We start from the raw sequence: 26,857 nt of genomic DNA, 5'->3' as shown, positions 1-26,857 counted from the left end.
AGGGGGCAATCGCCATCGAACTGACATCCCGCCAACAGCAAATATTGAAGATCGTCGAGGAAGATCAGCCGATTTCCGGCGAGCAGATCGCCGAGCGGCTCAACTTGACGAGGCCCATGATCCGTTCGGATTTGGCTATGCTGGTCATGCTCGAATATTTAGAAGCCAAGCCCAAGGTGGGTTACACCTTGGGCAGCGGTTTTGTACATAAGAAAGGGGCGTCGTTGGAACGCCTGTTTGAGATGCGGGTAGGGGACTATCAGTCCGCGCCCGTTGTTATCCCCGAGACCGCGACAGTCGGAGACGCGGTCGTCTCGCTGTTCCTGGAGGATGTCGGCACCCTGTTCGTGATCGATGCGGCGGGCTGCCTAGCCGGCGTCGTATCCCGCAAGGACTTGCTGCGGATCACGATCGGCAACGCTGCCGCGGCTTCGATGCCGATCAGCCTTGTTATGACCCGCCAGCCCAATATTCACACGATCATGCCCGACGATCGGCTGCTCGCCGCCGCCAGCAAAATGATTTCCTACGAGGTGGACAGCTTGCCTGTCGTGAACGCGGCAAGCGTTCCGGGCGATCCGCACAAGTTGGAAGTAATCGGCAGAATCACGAAGACGACGATTACGAAAGTGTTGCTGGAGCTTGCGCTCGATTAATTCGTTTTACGTATTCGCTTGGATTGCAGCCATATTGCTTGCGAAAGGTCGTTGTGAAATTGCTGGCGTTGCTATAACCGACCGAAGCTGCGATTTCGCCGATGTTCAATCGTTCTGCTTCTATATACGCGAGGGCCTTCTCCATCCTTTTTTGACGTACAAGCTCGAAGATCGTCATCCCAAACAATTCGCGAAACCCTTTTTTTAGCTTGAATTCATTCATGCCAACCCGCCTGGACAACTCCCTGATCGATAACGGTTGTTCGAAATGATGCTGCACTAATTCGCGGGTTTGCCGCAATTTGGCCCTATCGTCATGGCGAAGCGTCATGCTTCCGCCAACAGTCCCGTATTCGTCCGATTCGCCAAACAAGGCAATAAATTCAAGCGCTTTGCTTTCCAGATATAGCCGTTTCATCGTTCCCAGATGCGTGCAATTCATCATGTCCGAAACGCATTTTTGGATGGCTGGAGTGTCCGGGTAATGATCGATATTTCCGCGATAATGGTTAAGCCAGGTTTCCATCTTTTGTTTCTCCGTCAAATCCCCTGCATAATACAGCAGCTCGTCCGGGGTCAGCCTGATTTCCACCATTTGATTCCGGATGCCTGCTTTCTTCTCCTCATAAACCCGAACATCTTCCAGAAAAGTAACATTGCCTGTTTTTGAACTTGTAAGACTCCTTTTGCCGTTCCATTCGTAATTCATTTCCCCGCTTACGCAATAACTCAATTCAAACAGCTGGCAGGATTCCTGAAGCTGAAGCTTCATATCTTCTTCGAACGTAATGTCCGTAATCATGATTTCCATACCCGGACGAATTCGCGTCCTGGTCATGAATCCTTTGCCTATATGAGCGGGAATGGTAAGCCGTTGCTCCTGATTGCTTTGTTGAACGTGTCCCTCGACCATTCTCGTAAATTGATCAAATAATTCATGAATCGTAGTGATATTTAATAACATCGCAAAATCACCTCCTTGGCAACTACATAATTGAATTCTACTGTATCCCGCAATTTACATTCAAGCAAGCTCCATCAATAGGGATTTGAAGTTTTCTCCCTTAGCAGGGAATCGGTCTCCCTCAGCAGGTAGAGAAAAAAATCAAGGTGAATGATAATGATACTTGCCGGATTGAATATACGGTGGGCATTTGAGGAGGGAATACAATTTGGCAAATCATCCATCAATTACATTGCAAGCAGACGATAAACTTCAGCTGCAGGTTGATCCGCGGCGTTGGTACGCGCTGGCGGTTATTCTTCTGCCCGTACTGCTTAATTCCTTGAACACCTATATGATTCAGGTCGCACTCCCGTCTATACAAGATAGCTTGAATGCCAGTTTTTCCGATGCACAGCTAATCGTCGCCGGCTTTTCTCTCAGTTTGGCTGTAGCGCTTATTGTCGGCGGGAAACTTGGCGACATCTACGGGAGAAAACGGCTGCTGCTTATCGGTGTGAGCGGATTTACGATTATGGCCATGCTCGCTGGATTGACCTCGAACCCAACTTTGCTGATTGTCTTTCGGATTGTACAAGGGCTCGCCGCGGCACTTATCCAGCCCCAGGTGTTATCCATGATGCAGGTTAATTTTCTGCCGCGGGAAAAGGGGCTTGTATTCAGTATTTACGGCGCTTTGATGGGATTCGGGTTCGCATTCGGTCTCATCCTGGGAGGAATTCTCGTCAATTGGAACGTGTACGATCTTGGTTGGCGGACCGTTTTTTTCTTCAATGTCCCCTTCGGCATCCTTGTCCTTCTGTGTTTGCCGCTTCTGTCGGAGTCGAGCGGCGGAAGGGCGCAAAAAATCGATTGGATCGGCACCTTATTAATTATAGGAGGATTATTTCTGCTCGTTTATCCATTGTCCGAAGGGCAAAAACAGGGCTGGCCGTTTTGGATATGGGGCTGTCTGATCCTATCGCTTTTATTGTTGTCCGCCTTTATCGCATTTGAGATTCGCAAACAAAAAGGGGAGGGGACCGCGCTTGTTGATTTAACCATTTTCAAACGGCGTTTATTCGGGATAGGGATGATTTCGGCCGTTTTGACCTATTTCAGTATGTTCTCCTTCTTTTTTCTCTTAACCTATTATTTGCAGTTCGGCCTGCACTTTGATGCACAAGGGACGAGTCTCGTTTTTCTGCCTCTGGGCGGCGGCTTTTTCCTGACTTCCCTACTGTCATCGCGAATGATAAACAGGTGGGGAATGATTGTGCTGAAAATAGGGGCTTTGGTATCGGGGATATGTTTTTTCTTATTTATTTGGTTGCTTCATATTGATTCGGTACATCTATTGAGTATTCAATACATTGTGCTTCTGCTTGTGTACGGCTTGGGGCTTGGTCTTGTCACAACTCCTCTTACTCGAGTCGTACTGGGCACGGTTCCGTACAAGGATGCAGGAACAGGCTCGGGTTTGTTTAATACGTTTATGTATTTGTCCAATTCGCTCGGAGTGGCGTTGATCGGTATTTTGTTTTCCGCTTCATTGCGACAGCCTTTGGGAAGTGCTGATTTGTCGGACTATGCAAGAGCGTTTGCCGTCTCTTTAGCTGTATGCGGAGTACTTGCAGTGGCTGCGTTTGTTTGCCTTTGTTTCCTGCGCGATCAGAAAGTTAAATAAATAATGAAAAGAAACATCCGGACCCGATTAAAGCCTATTTATAGGCAGGGCTAATTGCTTAATGAAAGTATCTCTGCCAGACGATATATGCCTTCTTCAATCGCAGCTCAGCTTTGACTACTAATAACACATTGCATACACGCGACGGGGCTTTCGTCCAATGTTAGTCAGATGTATAATCATGGAAGAGCTAGGAGTTGCAATTCAATTAAGAGAGTCAGGAAATTTGGAAGGAGAATTCATTTGTCCGATCAATGGAAAGTATATCTATCTAAATCTAAAACTTTGATAAGAGTAGATGTAGGAATAATTGAAGATGTTCCGATCAATGATGCAGTAACATTATTAGAAGTAAATATTAAATCAAGAAGTTTTTTTTCAAAGAAATTAGATAATGAACTTGTTGGTAAAGTTGAAGATGAAATTGACAGTCATTTGACAGATCTTGATTTTGTTGTTGGCGCCATAACTTATGCAGACTCTAAATCTTTCTACTACTATACAAAACAAAAAGATTTACTTTTTAATATGCTCAATAAAGTGCTATCGAAATACAAAAAGCTCAAATGTGTAATCTCAATTGGGGATGATCCAAATTGGCAATTTTATTTAGAAAATTTATATCCAGATGATTTGAAAAGCAACTGAAAATAGAGAAGATGAGGTTAGCAACCAAGGGAGGGGCTTTTTTTGAAGATTTATTTGAGACAGGGAACAGACAATCAAATCGCAAATCATAATTTTTATGCTGCTTATGATGGATTCAAGCAGATGGGGTTTGAAATTCGCTACTTTCAAAATATCAATGAGTTGTCGGATCATCAGAAGGAGGATATCGTTGTTGGTTATGTGGACGATGTTAGAGATATGCTTCGCAAATACGAAATCGTCGCACCCGAACTTGACTATCCTGAAGAGCTAACATCTTATTTGGGGAGGAAAGTCTGGAAATCCAGACTTAGTGTCGTTGCTAATAATCCGGAGAACTGGAATGTATTTATCAAGCCAGTTGAGGACAAGAAGTTCACTGGTGTTGTGGTGACAAACACAAAGGACTTAATGGGCTGTGGTGGGACTGAGGATGAAGACACTGAAATTTTTTGCTCTGAAGTGGTAAAATTCATCGCTGAGTGGAGATGTTTCGTAAGATTCGGAAATATTTTGGATGTTCGTAGGTATCGCGGGGATTGGCGATTGCATTTTGATCCTCGAATAGTTCAGGATATCGTTAATCAATTCAAGACTGCCCCAAAAGGATATGCAGTAGATATCGGATTAACTGATAAAGGTGAAACTCTTTTAATTGAAGTTAATGATGGTTATGCATTAGGTCATTATGGTGTTTTTTCCATTGATTACGCCAAATTGTTATCGGCAAGATGGTCGGAATTGACAAATACTACTGATGAATGTGATTTTTAAAATTCGAGCGTGGATTCGGAGAAAGCAATACATTTAAAATCTGCCAGGAGAGATATTTGAAAAAGGGAGTGAGGTAACAATAAAGAGTTCTAAGTATCAGTACTTATTATTTCTTCTATTAATTATTACCATAATATTTTTTTCTTACATATGGATACAGCATGCTCGATCAACTTATTACCAAGTAGAATCTTCAATGAGAAAAATTGATTCGAGTTTTAGTGAGATGTTACATGTTCATGTAGACAAAAAGCATACCTTATCGTTTTATACAACGTTAAATAATGAACTAGCAGTAGTCTCATTAGAAAGAAAATTAATAGGATTCAAATTAGAAAGCTATGTAAACAAGACTCCACTAATAACAGAAAAGGAAATAAGTTGGCAAGGAGTGAGCCAGCCAAATGAAGATATTCATTTGCTATTTGGAACGGTTCATAATCAGGACACTACTCAAATCATAATTGTGAGTGAAAGGAACCAAAGTGCAAATATTATCAGGGCCGGGTCACTCTCTTTTTGGTATATATTAACGGATGAATCGGTTCACACACCAGTAACTATTCAGACATTTAATAAAGATGAGAAAAGCTGTATGAAACGGGGGATGTGAATTATTGGAATGATAAATTGTAAAGAAGAAAACTTCCTCTTAAAAGAAGAGATCAATAAAGTGAAATGGAGTAACAAGTGAAAGTGATCATTATTTTGGGGGAGGGATACATTAATGCATTCTATTTTTAAACCCTTGACGGATCATATTGTTTTTACGGGTGATTTGAAGACAGATATACGTTTGTTCTTAGAGGCGAATCAATGCTCAGATACGGCAATTCATTGCATTGAAGTTGGCGCTGAATCAAGAATAATTGCTTTAATGTATAATTCCGATCCTACAGCAGCTGAGACTGCAGGTTGGTTACATGATATCAGTGCCGTATTTCCAAGTAATGAGAGAATAGATGTAGCAAGACAATTACAGATTGATGTATTGCCTGAAGAAGAAGTCTTCCCAATGATTATTCATCAGAAAATATCGAGAGTAATGGCAAGAGATATATTTAATATCAACAATCAGGAAATATTAGATGCTGTCGGCTGCCACACAACTTTGAGATCTAATTCTACATTACTTGATCAAGTATTATTTGTTGCTGACAAGATCTCATGGGACCAGCAAGGGAAGCCACCTTACATAAACGAACTTAATAGAAATTTACAGAAATCAATAACACACGGGGCATTTGCATATATCAATTTTTTATGGGAACGCAAGGAAACCTTGAAGGTAATACATCCTTGGCTAAAAGAAGCGTATGAAGAGCTAAAGGACAAAGTGCGATTAGTGAGCTAACTCGCTGAATTAACTTCAGCTAACATAATATTTACGCCGAAGATCGGCTTTTTATTGGATGGTGATTTCAACGTTGAAGGAAACTGTAATTACTGAGCCTTACAATGACAATTGGTCCCAATTATATAGTGAGCTTCGATTTCGAATCGTAAATCAAATAGGGCCATTAATCTAAAGAATTGATCTTATAGGTTCAACGGCTGTTGTCTTTCGAAAAAGCTGCCAGCATCTCATAACATTTATCGGAGGAGTAACTTGTACATTGCGATTACTTTAGTCATTTTATCAGGCCTGATCCATTCTATCTGGAATTTATTTACTAAGCGTAGTGTTAATAAAGTAGTATTTCTATGGTTTTGCCAATGGATGGCAATATTAGTATTCCTACCGTTAACATTATATGAAATTGCCCATTCAAATATTGATTTCATACCTCTTACAGGGTGGTTATTGATTTTAGCAAGTATGGCACTTCACGGATTGTATGTTCTTTTGCTCGCTTATACATATTCTGTAAGTGATTTATCACAAGCATATCCGATAATGAGAGGGATAAGTCCATTACTGGTTCCTATCATAGGAGTATTACTATTAAAAGAGCAATTACAATGGATAGGTTGGATTGGGATTACACTAATCATTATCGGGATATTCCTCGTAAATGGATTTCAAACTGGGAGATTGGTAGTTCTCAATAAGGCTACATTAGCCTCTATATCCGTCGGGATCATGATCGTCAGTTATACAATTATAGACAAATTAACTTTGAAATACTTACCCCCAATAACTTTGAATGAAGCAACGAATATTGGAAATCTGATTGCATTATCATGGATTGCATTTCGATCTGGGGCATTACAAACAGAATGGAAGATCAATTCGAGAACAATTATTCTAGGCGGAATTTTAGCTCCTGGTGGATATATCCTATTCCTGATGGCTCTTAATATAATGCCTGTATCCCAATTAGCTCCAATGAGGGAAATAGGAACAGTTTTTGGGACGATATTTGGTGTATTTTTACTTAAGGAAAAGCAAGGACAAAGTAGAATAATTGCATCAATATTAATAACTATGGGTATTATTGTGTTGGCTAACTCTGAAATTTGATTGTGAATCAAGGTGGTATGATTTGAATTACCGAAGAGCAAATAAAACTAAAGGATGTTGCCAAATGAATATACATTTCAAGGAGGGCTATTAATGACTGACTTTTTAGATATAGTGTCTTCAGAAGAAGAAATAAGGAAAATGATTGGATATTCAAGTGAGCTGGTAAATAATAAGTCAATTAATTATCTGGATATACATTGCAAGGAATTTATATCCCTTTCACCTATGATATTTATTTCTACTTCAGATAATAATGGACTTTGTGATGTTTCACCTCGCGGAGATGCTCCGGGATTTGTTCAAATATTAGACGATAAAAGGCTTGTTATCCCTGAAAGACCTGGCAACCGAAGGATAGACTCGATGAGAAATATCTTAAAAAATCCAAAGATAGGACTGATTTTTATTATTCCCGGGTTAGAAGAGACATTGAGAGTAAACGGTGAAGCGCGAATAATAAAAAATGAAGATATATTAAACATGATGAAAGTTAACGAAAAGCCTCCATTACTTGGTATTGGAGTTGTAGTTGAAGAATGCTATATGCACTGTGCCAAAGCATTTAAAAGGTCTCGTTTATGGGATCATGATTCGTGGATAGAAAAGCCGAAACTTCCGAATCCAGCATTAATTATTTCTAAACATGCCAGTAAGCTAGGAAAAACAGAAGAAGAAGTATCGGAAGCGCTGGAAGAAAGTTATACAAAAAGACTATATTAGAAACCATGTCCGGCTGAAACCGTGTTGGTCGCTCTACTCGTGTAGCGTACTTTCTATGATTTTCCGGCACGTAAATCTTAACCCAGTTCATTTTTAATCCTTCCAAAAGCTGATAGGATAAAAACAAGATCAACTATAAACAACAATTTTGGGAGGTACAGCCTTGCAGACAAACCCAGTAGAGCAATCTAACGAAACTCGGATCCCGCAAAAAATATGTGCGTTTAACGATGCATGGACGGAATGGTTGCAGGGAAGCAAGTTCCCGATTGCTTTTTTCGGTGATAGTACGGTCGACGGCGCGAATACGACGGGATGGGTGGCCAATACGATTGGAGTAGACGGCGCTTCGCCGAACGCCTTCTCGAAGAAGCTGGAGGAATTGCTTCGTCAAGCTACGAACAACGAGGTATTGCGCATCTATAACTCGGGTTTTACCGGAACGAATGCTAGCTGGGCAGTAACGATATTGGAGGAACAGTTTGGCGAAACGTCCGCTTATCATGACACGCGGATGATCGGAATTGGTTTTGGCATCAACGACCGGCTTCTCTATCCGAACGAAAAAGCCTATCGAGACGGGTTCAAAGGATCTATCAAACAAATCATTAACTGGTGCTACTCGAAGAACATCCAACCGTTTCTGCTGACGACTCAAGCGATACTCGAACCAGGGGTGAAAACGGAATATGCGGACGACTATCCGATGAGAACGAGCGAACATGTCGCGAGCATAGCCAACGAAGTGAAGAGGGAGCTAGCGGAGAAGTACGGACTCCAACTCGTCGATATGAACAAATATACGGAATCCTTCCTACTGTACTCCTCTATCAGCGTGCAGAAGATCATTTCGGACCGGCTGCACTTCGGAGACATGGGTCATCGGTATGAAGCGGAAGTTCTGTTCTCCTGTCTGTCCCCTCGTACGATCATCGCGGACGGGTACACCAAAATCGATTATTCCAGTCAGAAAATCAAAGACAGCGTACCCGACGACTGGTTGACAATACCCGAGGCGCAGACGGATAGCTTCAAAGTTTACGTGGAACATACGAAGGCGGACACAACCGATAGGATCATCATGTCCGCATGGGTTTTCGTTAACGCCAGACGGAAGCTGATGTTAAGGGCCTATAAAGGAAGTTCGCCGGATACTTATGTCAAAATAAACGGCAACAACCGAAGCTTGGACGGTGAGGAGACGATCATCGATCAACTGGATTTAGGCTTATATTATTTGGAAGTGTTCACGGGATCGTCATCAAAAGTGGACTTTAAAGGCTTTATTCTCGATTAGTGAAATCTGAAACGAACGGAGTTGTCCCAAAAGTAAGTTCTAGCTCACTTTTAGAACAGCTCGCTTGAAAAAAGGTGCCTAATTGAAAAATGACGGCGTTAAGGGTGCTAACCCTGCGCCGTTATTTCTTGTTTTAGATCTACTGCGGCCTTCTAGAGCAAGTTATGGGCAAGTGAAAGCCATCCGACCTCTAAGCTTACTTTCGGCAAGCTGTGAAGCAGATATCGCCGGAATCCCCATTTGCCCGAACACACTCTCCGGCTCAATCATCCGCTGAACCGATAATGCATAACCTTCCTCACTACGGAGTCTTTCTCGTGCCTGTTGTTTGGAACGCAAATACCTCAGACAGACGCTGATTTCCCGATTCCCTTGTGCTTTTGTGCAGTTGTCCAGCTTACTGATGTCTTTCTGCCACTTCTTCGATTTTTCCTTGTGATAAGTGCTGTACTTTACCACAGCCTCAAGCTCTTCGCTTTTCAAGTAGGCATAGTTCTCTTCCCCGCCATCTTGGTGAGCATCTTAGGATGGTAACTGTCTTGTCCTCCACCTGGATAAGCGGAAGCGAAGATGCTGTCGCTGAGTCGGTTCACAGCGGCGTTTACAACACGAACGAGGTGATTTTGAGGAATGTCTTCCTCCAAGTCCATTGGCAGGGAAAGTTGGTCCATGGTATTAATCTCGATGAAAGGAGGGGGGGGATGTATCTCATGGAGGAGCGGAGCGTTTGCCTTTGGAATCGTGAAATCTCCTTGTTACGAGTTTACCCATTCCGATTTCACGATTCCAACAGCAACCGGAAGGAGATACATCCCCAAAATAACATTAATCGAGATAAAACAAAGGCTGCTCATAAGTTAATTATGAGACAGCCCCGTTGTTTTTGTGGAGGACTGATCAGTCGCATATAAGACGGTTTGATAGTTTGCGCGATATTGCGATGGCGATAAACCTTCCAGCTTTTTGAATGTTTTGCTGAAGTACAGAGGGTTCTCGAAGCTTAATTCAAAGGCGATATCCTGCACGGACTTCTCGGTTTCCCGAAGCAAATACTTCGCTCGTTGTATGCGAAGCTGTTGCAGATACAGGTTAATCGTGATGCCGGAATATTTCTTGAAGATATTGCAGAGATACTCGTATTTCCGGTCGAGCATTCTCTCGATCGACGCGGCGGTGCATTCCAGCATGTAGCTTTCGTTCAAAATTTCCACGAGCCGTTGGAAAGTCACGATGGATGCGGGCAAGTTAATGTCGGACATGACTTTCTCCAGCAAGTCTTCAGCGGATATTTCGATTAATTTAGCCAAGCAGCGATTTAAACGATAATGGTAATATCCTTTCGGTTTGGTGAATTCGTTGGTCATGATTTCGAACGTATGCATGCATTCATACCGACGAAACGGCGTATAAAAACGGGGAATGATCAGTTTCCCTGCCTGTTCGTTCGTGGAAGTGCGTAAAAAATTTGAACTCGTATGGCAAATCTTAAGCAGCGAGGTTAAATTATCACCGGCATCTATTAATTCAAGAGGCGGATCGGACGTGAATTGAACCCAGAAGAAGCTTCCGCCTCCGGGCTTCCAGGCAAAATGCTCCTCCCAAGGCAATAAGAGCAGGCAGTCCCCGCCGTTCAAAGTATATTTCTCTTGTCCGACCTGAATGAATACAGGACCATCCGCAACCATGATCAATTCATAGTGCGGATTTGCTCGCGGTATCAAGAAGTTTGGGTCAATGTTGTACATTCGCGACCATTTCACGTCTAGTCTGGATAGTCCATTTAAGGAAAAGTAATCCATTCGCGACCCCTCCCTCTTTACACATTCTTCACCAAGGAAACATTAATCCAGACAATGTTGTTCTGAACTTGAAAGTCCTATAATGAAAACACTTACAATTCTACAGAAGAGTCGCCTGTTGAGTCAATCCATTCGACGAGATGGTGATGATGAGTTGTAAACAGTGAACATATAGGGAGGTGAGCGGATTGAAAAAAAGCGTATTAAATGAACAAGATTATTATCGCAAAGTATTCGGGGGATGGCTCGGCAAAAATGTCGGCGGTACTTTGGGAGGCTATGACGAGGGAAAGCCGGAATTGCTGAATTTGACTTTCTATCCTGAAATCCCGGATAAGCCCACTGCAAACGACGATCTCGATTTGCAACTCGTCTGGCTGCATGCGCTGGAGCAGTATGGCGCAAGAATCACTTCAAAGGAACTGGGACAGGAATGGGTCGAACACGTTTTCTTCCCCTTTGACGAGTACGGTTATAGCCTCACGAACTTGCGCTATGGTTTGCAGGCGCCGGTAAGCGGATGGTTCAACAATCCGTTTACCGATTGCATGGGATCGCCCATTCGCTCGGAAATATGGGCAATGGTGGCGCCCGGGGCCCCGGGAGTGGCGGCGTATTACGCTTATCAGGACGCGATTGTCGATCATGCCGGGGGTGAGGGCGTATACGGCGAAATGTTCTTTGCGGCAATCGAGAGCGCTGCGTTTCTCGAATCCGACAGAGACCGACTGATTCAAATCGGCTTATCTTTTATTCCAGAACAATGCCGGATCGCGAATGCGGTTAAGGATATTCTTCATTGCAAGGAAATGGGAAAATCGTGGATCGAAGCACGGGAAATGATCGTGGGCAAATATGGGAATTACAATTTCACGGATGCCCCCCAGAATGTCGCCTTTACGATTCTTGGCTGGATCTACGGCACGGATTTCGGGGATTGTATCCTTAAGGCCGCCAACTGCGGCTATGATACGGATTGCACCGCCGCAACGTTAGGCGCGATTCTAGGAATCATTGGCGGAGCTGAAAGCATACCGGAACGATGGGTCAAACCGATCGGGCATAGTGTTGTCGTTAGCCCGCAGATTAAAGGGTTCGCCGTTCCCGCCGATCTCGATGAGCTTACTAGACGTACGCTTCAAGTCAGTAAAGAGGTCATTGCCATATGGAATATTCCGGTTACGATTGAAAGTCGCAGTGCTACTTATGTTGAGGAGGATATCATACGCATCCCTGGCGAATGGATCGGCGACTATAATCCGCGCGGACTTCTGGAGCAGAGTGTGAGCGTTAATCGTTACCTGCTTCCGGAAGGAGCCGTGTTAAATCAAGGCTTGGAAGTTTCGATAGATTATGGGCACGGCGGGCCAACCGTCGGAATGACGGAGCGGAAAAAACTGATCCTCACATTGAGCAACCAATCGAAGGAAATGTGGGAGGGGAAGCTGGCGTTAGAAGCTCCGTCCTCATGGAGTACGGAAAAAGCCCCCCATTATCAGCTCCAGCCGGGAGAAAAGCTGGAATGGGAAACGGTCATCGAGACGGGCAGCGATAGACAGCCGTTCTACGAACTTTCGTTCCATATTCATCGTTGGCACGACAATTCTCTATGGAATAGTCATACCGTCCGCTTTATCTTACTATCAGCTGGCTATTGGAAGCTATGGGGACCAAGCAGCACGCAAGCTATCGAAGCTGTCGTGCCCGGAAATCTGCTTTCTTTCTCCAAGCTGCTGGGAACGGAAGAGCCTGGAATTTATAAGGCGCAGACTCTGTTGATCAATCCGCGCAAGCGCAATGTCAGGTTAATCGTGGGTACCCCGTTCCCTGTTAAAGTGCATTTGAATGGTAACAACGTGCTGGAAGATCATGAGCTGAGAGATTTTGTCCCAGGCTATCATCGAAGCTATATGCACAGATTATTCGAGATTGAGCTTGCCGAGGGTGAACACGTACTGGACATTCAAGTCCAGAAGGGAGAGGAACCCTTGGAACTGTTCGTGCTCCCAGTAGCCTTCACCAAAACGAAGACACCCGGAGGCAATTATTATTTCACGGATATCCTCTTTGGATCAGCCGATGAGCAGCGGGATATATCCAACGTATATCAATAAATGATAGGACGAATCTCGGTTATTTGGTAAGATCAATTCAAACGAAAAGGGGAGAGTTGACTATGAAGAAGTATGGGTTATTCAATGTTCTGAAAGTGCTTACAATTTGCTTGCTAACCGTGGTCATGGTGGCATGCAACAGCAACAATGAACCGCAGCAAAGCACGGGTACGACGGAACCGACCAAGTCATCCGAGCCAAGTCCGGTAGATTCGCAAGCAACGTCTGAATCACATGAGCCCATTACGCTGAGAGTGGGTTGGGTCATTCCGCCGGAAAATCAGGATTGGCCTAAAATGTTCGAAGCGTTCACCAAGAAATTTCCTTGGATAACGGTAGAGGGCGTGTATGCCGAGAATGGCGAAGACGAGCTTATTAAAAGCATTGCGGCAGGACAACCGCTCGATGTGATCTGGAATACTTCACTGGATCGGGCAATTGAAGAGGAGCTAATCGAAGATTTAACGCCTTACGCCGAGAAGGATGCGGAATTCCAAAGCTATCCGTATCGCGAAGGGTATTTGGACAACTTCAAGAGAGACGGCAAGCTGTACGCGCTGAGCCGCGGCAATGACGGATTCTTCATCCTTTACAACAAAGATTTATTGAAGCAGTACGGCCTGGAGAAGCCGAAGCTGGATTGGACGTGGGAAGACTTCAGAACGATGGCTAAAGCCGCTACCAATCCGGGGGCAGGCCACTTCGGCGTAGCGAACAGCGTATGGTGGTATAACTTCGTATCGATGGCAATGCCGATGGCAAATGGGCATGCGCCTAACATGGCGGCGATGAATGAGGATTTCTCGAAAAATCTGGCCGACGGTTCCGTACCGGAAGTATTGGATGATTTGAACTTCTTTCATGACTTGATGGTTAACGACGGATCCCTCTTAAATACGAAACGCGCAGCCGAAGTCAAAATCGAGATGAATTCGTTCCATATTGGCCAGTCGTTATTTTTCACAGCCATCGGCCCTGTTCTCCCAGGCTTCAAAGCACAATTCCCATTCGAATGGGATATTGCGACTATGCCTAAAGGGACAGCCAAGCAAGTTAATTTCGGCTGGTTGAGCCCGATGTCGATATCGAAAGCCAGTAAGCATAAAGAAGCGGCTTGGGAATTGATCAAATTCTGGGATGCGACCAAGGAAGGGCAGAAAACGTTGTTTGAATTCGGCGGATCCTTCCCGAACTCCGATGACCCGGAATTGGTTGAAGCGTTCGCGAATGCGAAGGTATATGAAGGCTTCGATAAAGAGGTATTGAAGTATACGCCGGGAATTACCCGTTTCGATCCGGCAAGGTTTATCCCCGCGAGCCAAGAACTCTCGCAAACTTTCACAGATTTCGGAGCAAAAGCCTATGAGGAAGAGATCAGCGCGCACGACTTCTTCCCGTCCAGAATGCAGAAGGTAAACGAAATCCTGCAGCAAAAGCTGGCCAAATAAAGAAAAGCTTAGCAGCGGCGAAGATAACGTTCAAGCTCCGGGTAAATCCGGAGCTTGACGAAGCATAAGGGGGTAGCAACCGTGGCAAGAGTATTGTTTCAACACATTCATAAACAATACGCCGGGGAGAAGCGGGTAGCTGTTAAAGACTTTCACCTGGAAATTGAAGACGGCGAGTTTCTGGTGCTTGTCGGTCCTTCGGGCTGCGGCAAGTCCACCTTGCTCCGGATGTTGGCCGGCTTGGAGGATATAACGGAAGGAAATATTTATATCGGCGACAGGATCGTCAATTATATCTCTTCCAAGGATCGCAATATCGCCATGGTCTTCCAGAACTACGCGCTTTATCCGCATATGACCGTATACGAGAACATAGCTTTCAGCCTCAGATTGAGCAAGCTGCCGAAAGCCGAAATTCACGAGCGCGTGAACCGCGCCGCCAAAGTATTGGATATCGAATCGCAGCTGCATAAGCTGCCGAAGCAAATGTCGGGCGGACAACGACAACGCGTTGCCTTGGGACGGGCCATTGTCCGCGAACCTGAAGTATTCCTCATGGACGAACCCTTGTCGAATTTGGATGCGAAGCTTCGTATTCAAATGCGTGAAGAAATCGGCAAGTTATATCGCAGGCTGCGTACGACGACGGTATACGTTACGCATGATCAAGTAGAGGCGATGACGATGGGAACACGAATCGTCGCGATGAAAGACGGGGTTATTCAGCAGGTAGCCAAGCCGGAGGAAATTTACAAAAGGCCTGCGAATCTGTTCGTGGCCGGCTTTATCGGATCGCCGCAAATGAATTTCATAGAAGGAACGGTTCGGATTCGCGATGGGCTTTGTTTCTTTGAAACTCGCAAACATAGGTTGAGCGTACCGGAGGATAAAAGCGAATTCCTCCGCGACAACGGATTTATCGGCAAGCCGATCGTTCTTGGCATTCGGGCGGAAAACCTGCTCTATCGGAATGAAGATTTGGCGAAGCTCGAACTGCAGTTGAACGTATTCGAAGCCGTTATTGAAATCAAGGAATTGTTAGGCTCGGATACTTTTCTATATACAAACAACAAAGAGCAGAGAATCGTCGTGCGCGTCGATCCGAATTCCCGATTTGAAGAGGGAGAAAAGATCGACGTTGGCATTGATATGAATCGGGCGCTTTTCTTCGATAAACACTCGGAGGCTTTAATATGCTGAAGCGTTGGAAATACCAGAAAGCCGCGTTATTGTCTGTCATTCTCCTATTCTCGTTTACTAGTCCAACACCTATGCAGACCGTGAGAGGGGACCCTCACAAGGAACCCAAATCGCTGCCGATTGAGCAAGCCGACGGAATGCCTACCTATTTGCAATGGCTAGCGTTTCCGCCATCGGGTGCAAAGAATTCAAGCTTGCTGAATCAGCCTCTCTTTCTGCATGCAGACGACAATTCGGCCATGTCCGATTCGCAGAAATACGAACCTTTGGCGGATGACGCAGGCTGGTTATCAAAGGGAGGAGAAGGTTGGATCGAATGGAAGGTGGATCTGCCGGAGAATGGCTATTACAACATAGGGTTGATCTACGATAGCGCCGACGATCATAAGACCGATTTAGGGCTTGGAATTCAGGTCGACGGAGTATCTCCTTATGTCGAGGCCCAACGTATCGTACTTAAACGGCATTATTCGGACAGCGTTTATCCACCGGTAAGAGATGAATTCGATAACGATCGGAGACCCACTTCCGTTGAGGAGAAAGGCTGGAAAAACGTTTTGCTCACCGACTATTCGGTTGACCCGAGACCCTTGAAATGGTATTTCACTCAGGGAACGCACACGATTCGGGTTGTATCCGGTCGGGATGCCATAAAACTGCAGGCACTCTATGTCGCATCGCCTCAGGATCCAGTAAGTTCAAAATTCTCCAACTCAGGAAAAGGATCAATCCGAAGCAGTAACGCCAGCGTCAGGCGAATGGATGCAGAAAATTGAAGCCGAGCAAGTTTCGCTGAAATCGAATACGTCGATTCAATTGCAATCGACGGATAGCTCACTGATCTCTCCGGCAGCGGATGGCCATATTCGTTACAACACGATCGGAGGCGACCAATTCCGCAGAAGCGGGGAATGGATAGAGTGGGAATTCAATGTGCCTAAAGACGGCATTTACCATATCGGCTTTAAATATTTACAGGCATACTCCAATAATGCTTATGCTTACAGGAACATTACGATCGATGGCAAGTCCCCGTTCAAGGAGCTGCAGCAGGTCGGCTTCCCTTACAATTCATCATGGAGCTGGGACGGATTGACGCTGTCGGATGAAGAGGATCAGCCCTTGCCGATTCGTCTGACGCAAGGGAAGCATACGATCAGAATGACGGTTAGTTCCTCTCCGGTTATGCCGGTTTACGAAGGGCTGCTGCGCAACTTGCAGAAGATTGGCAAGTTGGAACAGACGATACGAAAGATTACGGGCAACTTCGAGAAATCTTATCGTACAGGGGGAAATACGGACCTTAATCGAGATTGGGATTTGGAGAAATACATTCCAGGTCTCCACGAGCAAATGACGGCCATTATTGAGGATTTATCCTATTTGTCGGGCATGCTTGCCGATGTAACCGTGGGGCGATCGGATATCGAGAATGCGTTTAACGCGGCTGCCAGGGATTTGGCTGATTTGCGGGATCATCCGCGAACGATTCCGAATCGCTTGAATCTATTCGCGACGATACAGAACAATTTGGGGACGTGGACGTTTCGTATGCTCGATCAGCCGCTGTTGCTGGATTATCTCTGGATTGCCGAGCCCGGCGCGCAGCTTCCCAAGATCAAATCCAATTGGTCGCAACGTGTAGGGCATTTGCTGGGAGGATTCTTTCGATCCTTTACGAACGATTCCGATAATGTACGCGACAATCCCGATGCGATTGACGTCTGGGTTAATCGAAATCGGGATTACGTTAACGTGATTCAACAATTGACGGATGAAGAGTTCACGGCCAAAACCGGCATCCCGGTTAATATCAATATCGTGCCTGATCCGCAGCTGTTTATTCTGGGCAATCTATCGGGCAAACAACCCGATGTGGCGTTGGGCGTCGATGCGGCTATGCCGATCGACTTTGCCACGCGCGGAGCATTGACGGACTTGTCCCAATTTTTCGATTATGACGAGGTCGCCAAGCGTTTCCAACCCGGGGCGTTATCGGTATTTCATTACGATAAGAAAGATTATGCATTGCCCGAAATACAAGGCTTCAATGTTCTGCTTTATCGCACGGATATCATGGATCAATTGGGCTTAACTCCCCCGGATACATGGGAAGATGTCTTGCGGATGCTGCCGACGCTCCAGCAGAACGGATTCGATTTCTACATTCCGCCTAAAGACGGATTGCCGTTCCTGTATCAGCATGGCGCATCCTACTACACGGCTGACGGATTGAGCTCCGCGCTGGACAGCGAAGAAGCACTGGAAGGCTTCGAGCAGTGGACGGATATGTTCAATTTGTATCAAATGCCGAAGGAGGTGCCAAGTTTCTATAGTCACTTCCGAATTGGCGATATCCCGATTGGCGTCGTTGACTTCAATGCCTATCTGCAAGTTCAGTTCGCAGCCCCCGAGCTTGCGGGACGATGGAAGATCGCTCCGATCCCCGGCGTTAAACAGGCAGACGGGACGATTGTTCGATGGTCGGGCGGAGCTCTGCAGTCCGGCGTTATCTTTCAGAAGTCCAAGAAACAGCAAGAAGCTTGGGAGTTTCTGAAATGGTGGACTTCCACGGACACCCAGCTTCGCTTTGGAAATGACATCGAAGCGTTGTACGGACCGGAGTATCGTTGGAATACGGCGAATCGGGAAGCCTTCCAACTCCTGCCTTGGCCGGAGCAAGACCTAAAGACGATAAGCGAGCAGCTCCAGTGGTACAAAGAAATTCCTCAGCTTCCAGGCGGGTATTTTACGGGCAGGCATCTGGAAATCGCTTGGAACAAAGTCGTGCTGGAACGGCAAAATCCGCGCGTCGTCATGGAACAAGCGGTTATCGATATCAATCGGGAATTGATGCGGAAGCAGGTCGAGTTCGGGCTGAGGAACAGAGAGGGCGAAGTGCTGCGTACGCTTGATATTCCGCAGATTACTCAACCGTGGAAAGGAGGAACCCCATGAATTCCGGATTATCAATCAAACGAGGGCGGCAGGCGATTCTTGCTACGCTATGGAAGCAGCGGGTTTCCTATCTTTTCATCGCTCCTTTTATGGTCTGTTTCACGGTCTTTATCGTTGTTCCCATCGTATTGGCGAACGGATTGGCGTTCTTCTCGTTCGATGCCATTTCTAGGCCGACCTTCCTTGGATGGGATAACTTTTTGGCCATTTTGACGCAGGACCGCATCTTTCTGCAAAATGCAATTCCGAACACGTTCAAGTTTGCGATTATCGTCGGTCCTTTAGGGTATGCGCTTTCTTTTTTACTGGCATGGTTAATTCATCAGCTTCCCAAGCGGATTCGCGATCTATTCACCATAGCCATTTACACGCCTTCCTTATCCGCAGGCGTTGCCATGTCGGTCGTATGGCTGGTCATCTTCAATGGCGACCGAATCGGCTACTTGAATAACTTCCTGCTGTCGGCCGGTATCGTGAGGGAGCCGCAATTATGGCTTCAGGATCCGCAATATTTCATGAACATTATGATCGTCGTTTCCTTGTGGGCAAGCATGGGCGTAGGATTCCTGGCTATGCTGGCCGGCCTGCAGACCGTTAATACCGAATTGTACGAGGCGGGCGCAATCGACGGAATTTCGAACAGGCTCCAGGAAATTTATTATATTACGATTCCGTCCATCAAACCGCAGATGTTGTTCGGAGCGATCATGTCGGTTGTCGGGACGCTGAAGGCGGGATCGATCGGTGCCTTGTTGGCCGGTTCGCCGATAACGCCGCAATACTCCGGTCATCTCATAACCAACCATATTGAAGACTACGCGTTTATCCGATACGAGCTTGGATACTCGTCTGCGTTGTCCGTCGTGCTGCTTCTTCTCGTCTACGGAACCTCCAGGCTGTCTTTCCGGTTATTCGCCGCGAAGGGAGATGAATAAGGTGGTGCTGAGAAAGCTCGATCCGTTTCAAGCGTTTACCATGCTGGGGCTCACTGTGTTGGCGCTGTTCATGCTGCTGCCGATCGTGTTTATTATCAATCATGCGTTTAAACCGATTAGCGAATTATTTCTGTATCCGCCCAGATTTTGGTCCAATCAACCGACGTTGTTCAATTTTCAACAGCTGATCCTGAAATCGCAGACGACGGTTATCCCGTTTTCCCGTTACTTGTTCAACAGCGTGCTGACGACCGTACTTACGGTAGCGGGAACGATTTTCGTCAGCTCGATGGCGGCTTACGCGTTTGCCAAACAACGGTTCATAGGCCGTGAACTCTTTTTTTCCTTTACGATTATTGCCCTTATGTTTGCTCCTGAGACGGTAGCTATTCCGCGGTATTTGGTTATCGCTAATCTGGGGATTATGGATACCTATTTGGTTCATGTGCTGCCGCTTCTTGCCGCGCCCGTTGGCGTTTTCTTGATGAAGCAGTTTATGGATCAAATCCCTAACGAGCTGATCGAAGCCGCGAAAATCGACGGGGCGAAGGAATTCGTCGTATTTTTTCGAATTGCGCTGCCGATCTGCATGCCGGCGGTTGCTACCATCGGGATACTCGCGTTCCAAGGGTCATGGTCGCAGACGGAAACGTCGGCGCTATTCACCTTCACCGAATCCATGAAAACCCTTCCTTATTACACGTTGACGTTAACGAACGGGTTGGCTAACAACGTGGTCGGCCAAGGGGTTGCCGCTGCAGCGGGATTGATAATGTTCGTTCCGAATTTGGTCGTCTTCCTGCTATTCCAACGCAGAGTGCTGAATACGATGGCTCATTCGGGCATCAAATAGAGGAGTGGAACGATGCTTATAAGCAGCAAGACGCTCAGGCAATTGATAAGAATTGGGATAGCGGCAGTCTTGGGAGTCGTTCTTCTCCAGGGAGCGGATCGGCCCGTTTATGCCGAGCTGCCCTATACGACCTATTCAAGCGATGCGAACAACTGGATAAGAACGCCTAATGCCTTCGTTCCGAAAGGAGTGTGGGGAGGCCTTAACCATCCGGAGGATTTATTCATGACTTCGAGGGACGAATTGTATGTCGCGGACACGGGAAATAACCGCATCGTACAGCTTGACCTGGAAGGACATGAGGTTAGAACAATTCCTGATCCGACTGACCAGGATCCCAAAGCAAAGCTGCGGAAGCCGGAGGGCGTATTCGTAACGGATGATGGCGTCATTTATGTGGCGGATACCGGAAGCCGCAGAATCGCCATCTTCGACCGCGATGGGAGGTACATGCAAGAGCTGCTTGCCCCGTCTTCCGAGCTGCTGCCGGCAACGTTCGTGTATGCTCCGCTGAAAGTGGTCGTCGATCAGCGCGGTTATATTTACATGGTTACGAAAGGCGGATATCAGGGGCTGTTGCAGTTGGCTCCCGATGGATCCTTCGCGGGTTTCTACGGGGCTAATAAAGTTCCGACCAGTTGGTTGGACAGCTTGAAGAGAAAATTTTTCACCGAGGAGCAGCTGAAGGAAGAGCTATCGCGCTTGCCGGGTGCGGTTACGAATGTCACTCTTGACGCCCAAGGCTTTATGTTCACGGTTAACAAAGACTTGAAGAGCGGTCAGTTGAAGCGCCTTAATTTCGGCGGAGTCGATCTTCTGATGAATCGTAATTTCGCGCCTTGGGTGAAGCCTCTGGACAAGTTTTCTTTTCAAGATGTACACGTGGATTCCCATGGGGTTATGTCGGCGGCGGAAACGACCGAGGGAAAAATATATCAGTATGATAAATACGGCGAGCTACTGTTCGTATTCGGAACGGCTTCCGTCGGCTCGGAGCAGCGGCTGGGGATGTTCAAACGGGTGACGAGCATCGTTGCGGACTCACAAGGCACCTTATATATCGCCGACGGGGAACAGAATCGCATCCAAATCATGAAACGCACGCATTTCGGAGAACTGGTCCATCAGGCCTCGTATATGGATAACCAGGGAAAGTACGAAGAGGCCCGGGAACTGTGGGAAGAAATCCATCGCCTGAACGGGATGTACGACAGGGCCTACTTGGGCATAGCCAAAGCTAAGTTCAAAACCGGGGATTACGAACAGGCTATGACGTATTTCGAACAAGCGAAGGATAAGGAAGGCTATTCGGAATCGTTCTGGCAGGTGCGAATGAATTTCCTGCTGCGGTATTTCGGTACAGGAATGACGGTGCTGGCTAGTGCTCTTATCGGCTTTTTCCTTTATCGGAGAATCATCCGAAGTCGCAAGAAACGTAGGCTTATTCGTGATCATAGCGAGGACTCGTCGCAAATCCTTCCGCAGGAAAATAGGCGATGGGCGTATCGGGCGCGAAATTTGGCAGAGCCGTGGAAGATGATGCTCGGCATGCTGAGGCATCCGATGAACGGGATGTACGACATAGCCGTTTCGACGCAGGTAAGATGGCGATTCGCACTGTTCTTCGTCGTACTCGGGTTTATTCTCCTCATTGCCGGCAAAGCGGTCGTAAGCATGCTGTTCGCCGCCCAGCGGTTTGAGACCTTGAATTTGACTATGGAGGCAATGAAATACTTCCTGCCCTGGCTGTCCTGGATCATCGCCAATTATTTGACGGGATCGGTCATGCGCGGCGAAGGCTCGTTCGGCAAAGTATTTGTCGTGAACAGCTACGCGTTGGCGCCGTATATTCTATTTATTTTACCGATTCAATGGTTGTCTAACGTGCTGACTTTGCAAGAGGGCATTTTTTACACTGCGGCTAATTATGTGATTGTAATATGGGTGTTGATCCTGATCTTTGTCGGTACCCAGAATGCGCATAATTACAATTTGAAAGAAGCAATCGGCATGATGTCGGTCTCTGTTGTCACGTTTCTTTGCCTATGGGTATTCGGTTTCGTTCTGATCGGATTGATCTATCAGGCGACCGACTTCGTAGCTGGTTTTGGGCGGGAGGTGTGGTTACGTGTTCGATAAAGCGAAGAAGATATTCGATCGGAAATATTGGAAAAAAGGGATTGCGGCGCTGGCCGTCCTTCTGATCGTCGTCGGAACGGTCTGGTGGATGAACCGTCCCGCATCGGTTGCCTTAAATCCGGACATTCATGACGAGGCGGATGCCGCGGCCTTTTTCTCCGGCTTGGACGTGACAGCGGATTTGCCTAAAGGAGAGTCCCGTAACTTCGATGGCGTGCCATGGTTCAAAGCGTATGAGCATAAGAAGACAGCTCTATGGTTCGATCCGAAGAGTGGGCAAGTAGCCGTCGAGGATAAGAGCAACGGAAAGATGTGGCGCAGCAATCCGGATTCGGCAGCTTTGGCGAAGGATACAACCAAAGGACTATGGCGCTCTCATCTGGAGTCTCCCCTCGTTCTGAGTTACTTCAACGCCGAGCGGACATTAATCAAAGATACCAATCTGAAAGAATTTCCGACTACCGTAAAATGGCAAAGCATCGACGAAGGTGTAGCCTTGATGTACGTTGTCGAGGAGCTCGGCTTCCAGTTTTACGTCGAATACCGTCTGGAAGACGATCAATTGGTTGCCCGTATCCCGGAACTAGGGATATTAGAAACGAAAGAGAGCTTGTTGATGGAGCTTCATCTCCTTCCGTTTATGGGGGCAACCCTGAATGGAACCGAAGGTTATTTGCTGGTACCGGACGGTCCGGGCGGCTTGATCCGCTTTAATAAAGAAGGTCTCGACCTAATGAATGCCTATAATTACCCGGTGTACGGATATGACTGGTCGATTCCCGTCAATACTCCTTCAACGAGAAGAACGTCCGTTTCCTATCCGGTATTCGGCCTCAATTCGGGGCAGGGGGGGTATGTTGCCGTTATCGAGGAAGGGGCCGCCAGAGCGAACATCATAGCAACGCCGGCCGGTATCTCAACGCAATTCAACGAAACGCATGCGAAATTCGTGTACCGGCGAATGTACAATCAGCCGACAGGTCTAACATCGAGTATCCTATCTTATGAGAAAACGAAGCCATACGAAGCCGTTTCGGTTCGCTATATTTTCCTCGATCAGAAGGATGCGGACTATGTGGGAATGGCACAAGCCTACCGGGACTACTTGATGTCGCACCGAAAAATAGAGAGGCTCAATTCGAATGTCAAGCAGTCGCCATTGCAGCTTCAGTTCGTCATAGGCGCAGGCGAATCTAATCCACTGGGCGAGAAGCTGAGGGTCGCAACGACGTTCAAGCAGGTGGAGGAAATCGTTCAAAGCCTTGTTAGTCAAGGCGTTACCAACGTCGAAGTCGGATTGGCAGGCTGGCAGAGCGGCGGAGATCCGGGAAACTTGCCGAAGCGATTCCCGATTGAAGGGAAGGCGGGAGGAAAAGAGGGGCTTCGGAATCTAATAGCGGACTTGCGTGTGCAAGGCATTCAAGTAAATCTTAACGATCGTCTGGACTCGGCTTCCAGCTCGCGGAATAATGGGTTTTCTCCCGACTCGGATGGGATTCAATCCATTGTAGGCACTCCGCTAATCTATAAGAACGCCGCAGACGAAATCATTTACAAGATCAGTCCGGTAAGAAATGTACAGAAATACTTGCCTGACCTGATCGAGAATTGGAAGGGACTCGGGGTTGAGAGCGTCAATCTGCTTAACATGGGGACCGATCTGAATAGCGACTTTCATCCGAACCGTAAGATCAGTAGGGAGCAATCCCTCGCTTATTCCCTTCGGATGACGGATACCGTTCGCCAAGCGTTAGGAAATGTCAAGGTATCGGGAGGGTTCGACTATTTATTGGGTCACGTGGATCATATGTTCGACTTTCCCCTTGAATATAATTTCGATCTGATCGTGGATGAGCAGGTCCCGTTTTATCCGATAGCCGTACATGGCCTAGTACCCTATTCTTCAGGCCCGGCTAATCTGAGAGAAGATCAAGCCGTACAATTTTTGCGGGATATCGAATATGGGGCGGTTCCACGGTTTACGCTGACTTACGAGGATCCGCGGTTGCTCAAGAGGACATCGTACGAAAATTTGTTCAGTTCCCAATATGAAGTGCTTGAACAACAAATTTTGGCCGAATACGAGGCGTTATCGAAGACGGGAGTCAGGGATAGCTTCATTACCGGACATCAAAAGCTGGCCGAGGGCGTATTTGAGACCTCCTACGAGAATGGGCGAAAAGTTCGGGTGAACTACAATGAATTCCCCTATCAGGGTGAGGGCTTTACGATTGAGCCTATGTTCTACCAAGTTGCGGAGGAGGGGGGAAAATGAGCCGAATGAATACGGGTTCCGTAATGACCAAAGAAGAACACGCGCGACAAAAAAGACTGCAGTCGTTTAAGGAGGCTTTGCGCGGCTATCTATTCCTCCTGCCTTGGATGATGGGGATCGTGATGTTCGTCGCCTACCCGCTCATTTACTCCTTCTTTATCAGCTTTCAAAAAGTAGGCGTCAAAAATGACGGATCAGGGTTGAAATACGATTTCGTAGGGATGGACAATTATAAACATGCGTTTGTCGTCGATAACGTCTTTCCGATCGAAATGTTTCTCTTTATGCGCGAAGTGATGCTGGTCGTGCCCATTACCGTCCTATTCGCTCTTCTGATCTCCATCCTGCTAAACCAGAAGTTCAAGGGGAGAATGCTGTTCCGAGCCGTTTTTTTCTTGCCTGTTATTTTCGCTTCCGGGCAGGTGCTGCTCGAATTGTTCAATCAAGGCCAGGGCTCATTGCCTCTAGTAGAGAGATACAATCTGGCGGATATCATTTATGATGTGCTGCCGTTAACCGCCGCCGGAACGGTTATGGACTTATTGAGTAAGTTCGTCATTATTCTCTGGTTCTCCGGGGTGCAAATCATCTTGTTTTTGGCGGCATTCCAGACCATTCCCAGAACGACTTATGAGGCAGCGCAGATCGATGGGGCGACGCCCTGGGAATCCTTTTGGAAAATTACGTTTCCCGCCATTGCTCCGTTTATTATTTTGAATCTCATTTATACGTTGGTGGAGCAGTCCTCTAACCCGTTTAATCCGATTCTAAGTCATATTCTGAAAAACACGACGGATGCTAATACAGGATACGGTTATGCAAGCGCTCTAGGATGGATTTACTTTGCGTTTATGATGTTGCCCATATTAGTACTTGTGTTTATTGCTAGACGTCAAAGCAAAAGAACGGAGGTGACGAGATGAACACTGGGCAGATGCCGGCTACCGAGAAAAGAAAAACGGGACATTCGACCATACAGCGTTTGGCGGATTGGCGCATTAGGCTGAGGTCAAGCGCGCGCATGCAGAAAGGTCGCATGCTGATATTCGGAAGGCATTTTAATGACGGATGGCTATTCAAACTGGCGATCTACATCATCCTATCCGCAGCCGCGTTGCTGTATCTGAACCCCGTCGTCTATATGCTGACGACTTCCTTGAAGCAAGGAACCGATCTCGTGAACCCGATGATTCAGTGGATTCCGAGCAAGCTGGAGTGGTCCAATTACGCCTCGGCTATCATCGGCTTGCATTATTGGAAGTCCATCGTGCAGACGGGATGGATATCGATCGCCGCTTCGCTCTTGCAAATGGGGTCGTGCGCGATCACGGGTTATGCCTTTGCCAGAATGAAGATTCCGGGAAAGTCTATCTTCTTCTTTATCGTATTGATGACCTTTCTGATCCCGCCGCAGACGTTGTCGATTCCGCTATATGTGCTTTATTCCAAGCTGGGTTGGCTGAATACGCCGCTGCCCCTGCTCATTCCCGGTCTGTTTGCGCAAGGGTTGAAGGGCGCGATATTTATTGTGATTTTTCGCCAGTTTTTCGCGACTTTGCCGAAGGAGCTGGAAGAATCCGCCCGTATGGACGGAGCGGGTCCGCTAAAGACGTTCTGGCGAATTATGCTGCCTTTGGCCAGACCCGCTCTGCTGATCGTCTTCCTGTTTTCCTTCGTCTGGCATTGGAACGATTATTATGAGCCGGCCCTGTATTTGAAAAACGGAGATTTCACTTTGTTGGCCCAAAGCATGCAGTTCCTGCAGGGGAACTTGAATGCGGCTGCCGCTACGGGTTCTTCGATGGGCGGAAGTTATTTCAGCTTGAACGAGTCGATTACGATGGCGGCAGCTTTCTTGATTGTTGCTCCGCCTCTAATCCTATATATGTTCGCGCAAAGATATTTTGTCGAAGGCATTGAACGTACGGGTATTGTGGAGTGAGG

At 46.8% G+C, this 26,857-nt stretch carries 23 protein-coding genes; 20 read left to right on the top strand and 3 right to left on the bottom strand.

All coding sequences use genetic code 11. The features are described from left to right. The first annotated feature begins 8 nt into the window (after nt 1–8). Nucleotides 9–656: a helix-turn-helix transcriptional regulator gene (locus tag J4772_RS05540; protein ID WP_209076972.1), complete on the top strand. Its 648-nt coding sequence runs from the start codon at nt 9–11 to the stop codon at nt 654–656. Here J4772_RS05540 and J4772_RS05535 read toward each other — a convergent pair. Then, nucleotides 622–1,620 (bottom strand): helix-turn-helix transcriptional regulator, encoded by a 999-nt coding sequence (locus J4772_RS05535; RefSeq protein ID WP_209074469.1) that lies wholly within the window; start codon nt 1,618–1,620, stop codon nt 622–624. The two genes, J4772_RS05540 and J4772_RS05535, sit on opposite strands and share 35 nt — an antisense overlap. A gap of 208 nt (nt 1,621–1,828) precedes the next feature. Between J4772_RS05535 and J4772_RS05530 the strand changes: the two genes are divergently transcribed. The 8 genes from J4772_RS05530 (at nt 1,829) to J4772_RS05495 (ending at nt 9,192) form a co-directional block, all read left to right on the top strand. Beyond that, the gene (locus J4772_RS05530; RefSeq protein ID WP_209074468.1) at nt 1,829–3,286 is read left to right on the top strand and encodes an MFS transporter; all 1,458 of its coding nucleotides are present in this window, start codon (nt 1,829–1,831) and stop codon (nt 3,284–3,286) included. Between the two features lie 243 nt (nt 3,287–3,529). After that, the gene (locus tag J4772_RS05525; protein ID WP_209074467.1) at nt 3,530–3,934 is read left to right on the top strand and encodes a DUF695 domain-containing protein; all 405 of its coding nucleotides are present in this window, start codon (nt 3,530–3,532) and stop codon (nt 3,932–3,934) included. A gap of 42 nt (nt 3,935–3,976) precedes the next feature. Then, nucleotides 3,977–4,708 carry an ATP-grasp domain-containing protein gene (locus J4772_RS05520; protein ID WP_209074466.1) on the top strand — a complete coding sequence of 244 codons (732 nt, stop codon included), beginning with the start codon at nt 3,977–3,979 and terminating at the stop codon, nt 4,706–4,708. Between the two features lie 196 nt (nt 4,709–4,904). Next, nucleotides 4,905–5,321, top strand: coding sequence for a hypothetical protein (locus J4772_RS05515; RefSeq protein WP_209074465.1), 417 nt, complete (start codon nt 4,905–4,907; stop codon nt 5,319–5,321). 114 nt (nt 5,322–5,435) lie between these two features. Beyond that, entirely contained in the window at nt 5,436–6,062 is a 627-nt protein-coding gene (locus J4772_RS05510; protein ID WP_209074464.1) for an HD domain-containing protein, read from the top strand. A 255-nt stretch (nt 6,063–6,317) separates the two neighbouring features. Continuing rightward, the gene (locus J4772_RS05505) at nt 6,318–7,172 is read left to right on the top strand and encodes a DMT family transporter (RefSeq protein ID WP_209074463.1); all 855 of its coding nucleotides are present in this window, start codon (nt 6,318–6,320) and stop codon (nt 7,170–7,172) included. A gap of 93 nt (nt 7,173–7,265) precedes the next feature. Next, the gene (locus tag J4772_RS05500; RefSeq protein ID WP_209074462.1) at nt 7,266–7,895 is read left to right on the top strand and encodes an MSMEG_1061 family FMN-dependent PPOX-type flavoprotein; all 630 of its coding nucleotides are present in this window, start codon (nt 7,266–7,268) and stop codon (nt 7,893–7,895) included. Between the two features lie 163 nt (nt 7,896–8,058). After that, complete coding sequence (locus tag J4772_RS05495) at nt 8,059–9,192, top strand: SGNH/GDSL hydrolase family protein (RefSeq protein WP_209074461.1); 1,134 nt, start codon at nt 8,059–8,061, stop codon at nt 9,190–9,192. A gap of 162 nt (nt 9,193–9,354) precedes the next feature. Here the strand turns inward: J4772_RS05495 and J4772_RS05490 are convergent, their stop codons facing one another. Continuing rightward, nucleotides 9,355–9,675, bottom strand: coding sequence for a transposase (locus tag J4772_RS05490; protein WP_247741028.1), 321 nt, complete (start codon nt 9,673–9,675; stop codon nt 9,355–9,357). Between the two features lie 374 nt (nt 9,676–10,049). Beyond that, nucleotides 10,050–10,991, bottom strand: coding sequence for an AraC family transcriptional regulator (locus tag J4772_RS05485; protein WP_209074460.1), 942 nt, complete (start codon nt 10,989–10,991; stop codon nt 10,050–10,052). A 188-nt stretch (nt 10,992–11,179) separates the two neighbouring features. On the opposite strand from J4772_RS05485, the gene J4772_RS05480 reads away from it, so the two are divergent. The 11 genes from J4772_RS05480 to J4772_RS05430 all read left to right on the top strand — a co-directional run bounded on the left by J4772_RS05480 (nt 11,180) and on the right by J4772_RS05430 (nt 26,855). Next, nucleotides 11,180–13,105, top strand: a complete 1,926-nt coding sequence (locus tag J4772_RS05480) for an ADP-ribosylglycohydrolase family protein (protein WP_209074459.1) — start codon at nt 11,180–11,182, stop codon at nt 13,103–13,105. Nucleotides 13,106–13,167: 62 nt separating this feature from the next. Then, the gene (locus J4772_RS05475; protein ID WP_209074458.1) at nt 13,168–14,553 is read left to right on the top strand and encodes an ABC transporter substrate-binding protein; all 1,386 of its coding nucleotides are present in this window, start codon (nt 13,168–13,170) and stop codon (nt 14,551–14,553) included. An 81-nt stretch (nt 14,554–14,634) separates the two neighbouring features. Then, on the top strand, nt 14,635–15,753 hold the full coding sequence (locus J4772_RS05470) for an ABC transporter ATP-binding protein (RefSeq protein WP_209074457.1): 1,119 nt from the start codon (nt 14,635–14,637) through the stop codon (nt 15,751–15,753). Further along, nucleotides 15,747–16,529: a carbohydrate-binding protein gene (locus tag J4772_RS05465; protein ID WP_209074456.1), complete on the top strand. Its 783-nt coding sequence runs from the start codon at nt 15,747–15,749 to the stop codon at nt 16,527–16,529. The genes J4772_RS05470 and J4772_RS05465 overlap by 7 nt, the downstream gene beginning before the upstream one ends. Further along, nucleotides 16,516–18,711 (top strand): extracellular solute-binding protein, encoded by a 2,196-nt coding sequence (locus J4772_RS05460; protein WP_209074455.1) that lies wholly within the window; start codon nt 16,516–16,518, stop codon nt 18,709–18,711. Before J4772_RS05465 ends, J4772_RS05460 begins: the two co-directional genes overlap by 14 nt. After that, nucleotides 18,708–19,646 (top strand): carbohydrate ABC transporter permease, encoded by a 939-nt coding sequence (locus J4772_RS05455; protein ID WP_209074454.1) that lies wholly within the window; start codon nt 18,708–18,710, stop codon nt 19,644–19,646. Before J4772_RS05460 ends, J4772_RS05455 begins: the two co-directional genes overlap by 4 nt. Beyond that, nucleotides 19,639–20,499 carry a carbohydrate ABC transporter permease gene (locus J4772_RS05450; protein WP_209074453.1) on the top strand — a complete coding sequence of 287 codons (861 nt, stop codon included), beginning with the start codon at nt 19,639–19,641 and terminating at the stop codon, nt 20,497–20,499. The genes J4772_RS05455 and J4772_RS05450 overlap by 8 nt, the downstream gene beginning before the upstream one ends. Before the next feature lie 12 nt (nt 20,500–20,511). After that, nucleotides 20,512–22,638 carry a YIP1 family protein gene (locus J4772_RS05445; RefSeq protein ID WP_209074452.1) on the top strand — a complete coding sequence of 709 codons (2,127 nt, stop codon included), beginning with the start codon at nt 20,512–20,514 and terminating at the stop codon, nt 22,636–22,638. Next, nucleotides 22,628–24,913, top strand: a complete 2,286-nt coding sequence (locus tag J4772_RS05440) for a DUF5696 domain-containing protein (protein WP_209074451.1) — start codon at nt 22,628–22,630, stop codon at nt 24,911–24,913. Before J4772_RS05445 ends, J4772_RS05440 begins: the two co-directional genes overlap by 11 nt. Beyond that, nucleotides 24,910–25,836 (top strand): carbohydrate ABC transporter permease, encoded by a 927-nt coding sequence (locus tag J4772_RS05435; protein WP_247741027.1) that lies wholly within the window; start codon nt 24,910–24,912, stop codon nt 25,834–25,836. The genes J4772_RS05440 and J4772_RS05435 overlap by 4 nt, the downstream gene beginning before the upstream one ends. Continuing rightward, entirely contained in the window at nt 25,833–26,855 is a 1,023-nt protein-coding gene (locus J4772_RS05430) for a carbohydrate ABC transporter permease (RefSeq protein WP_209074450.1), read from the top strand. Before J4772_RS05435 ends, J4772_RS05430 begins: the two co-directional genes overlap by 4 nt. The last annotated feature ends 2 nt before the right edge of the window (nt 26,856–26,857 follow it).

The sequence above is a fragment of the Cohnella sp. LGH genome, assembly GCF_017671885.1.
GTDB classification, from domain to species: domain Bacteria; phylum Bacillota; class Bacilli; order Paenibacillales; family Paenibacillaceae; genus Cohnella; species Cohnella phaseoli.
The sequence above is the reverse complement of the archived record's forward strand: the minus strand, read 5'-3'. Positions and strand labels throughout refer to the sequence as shown.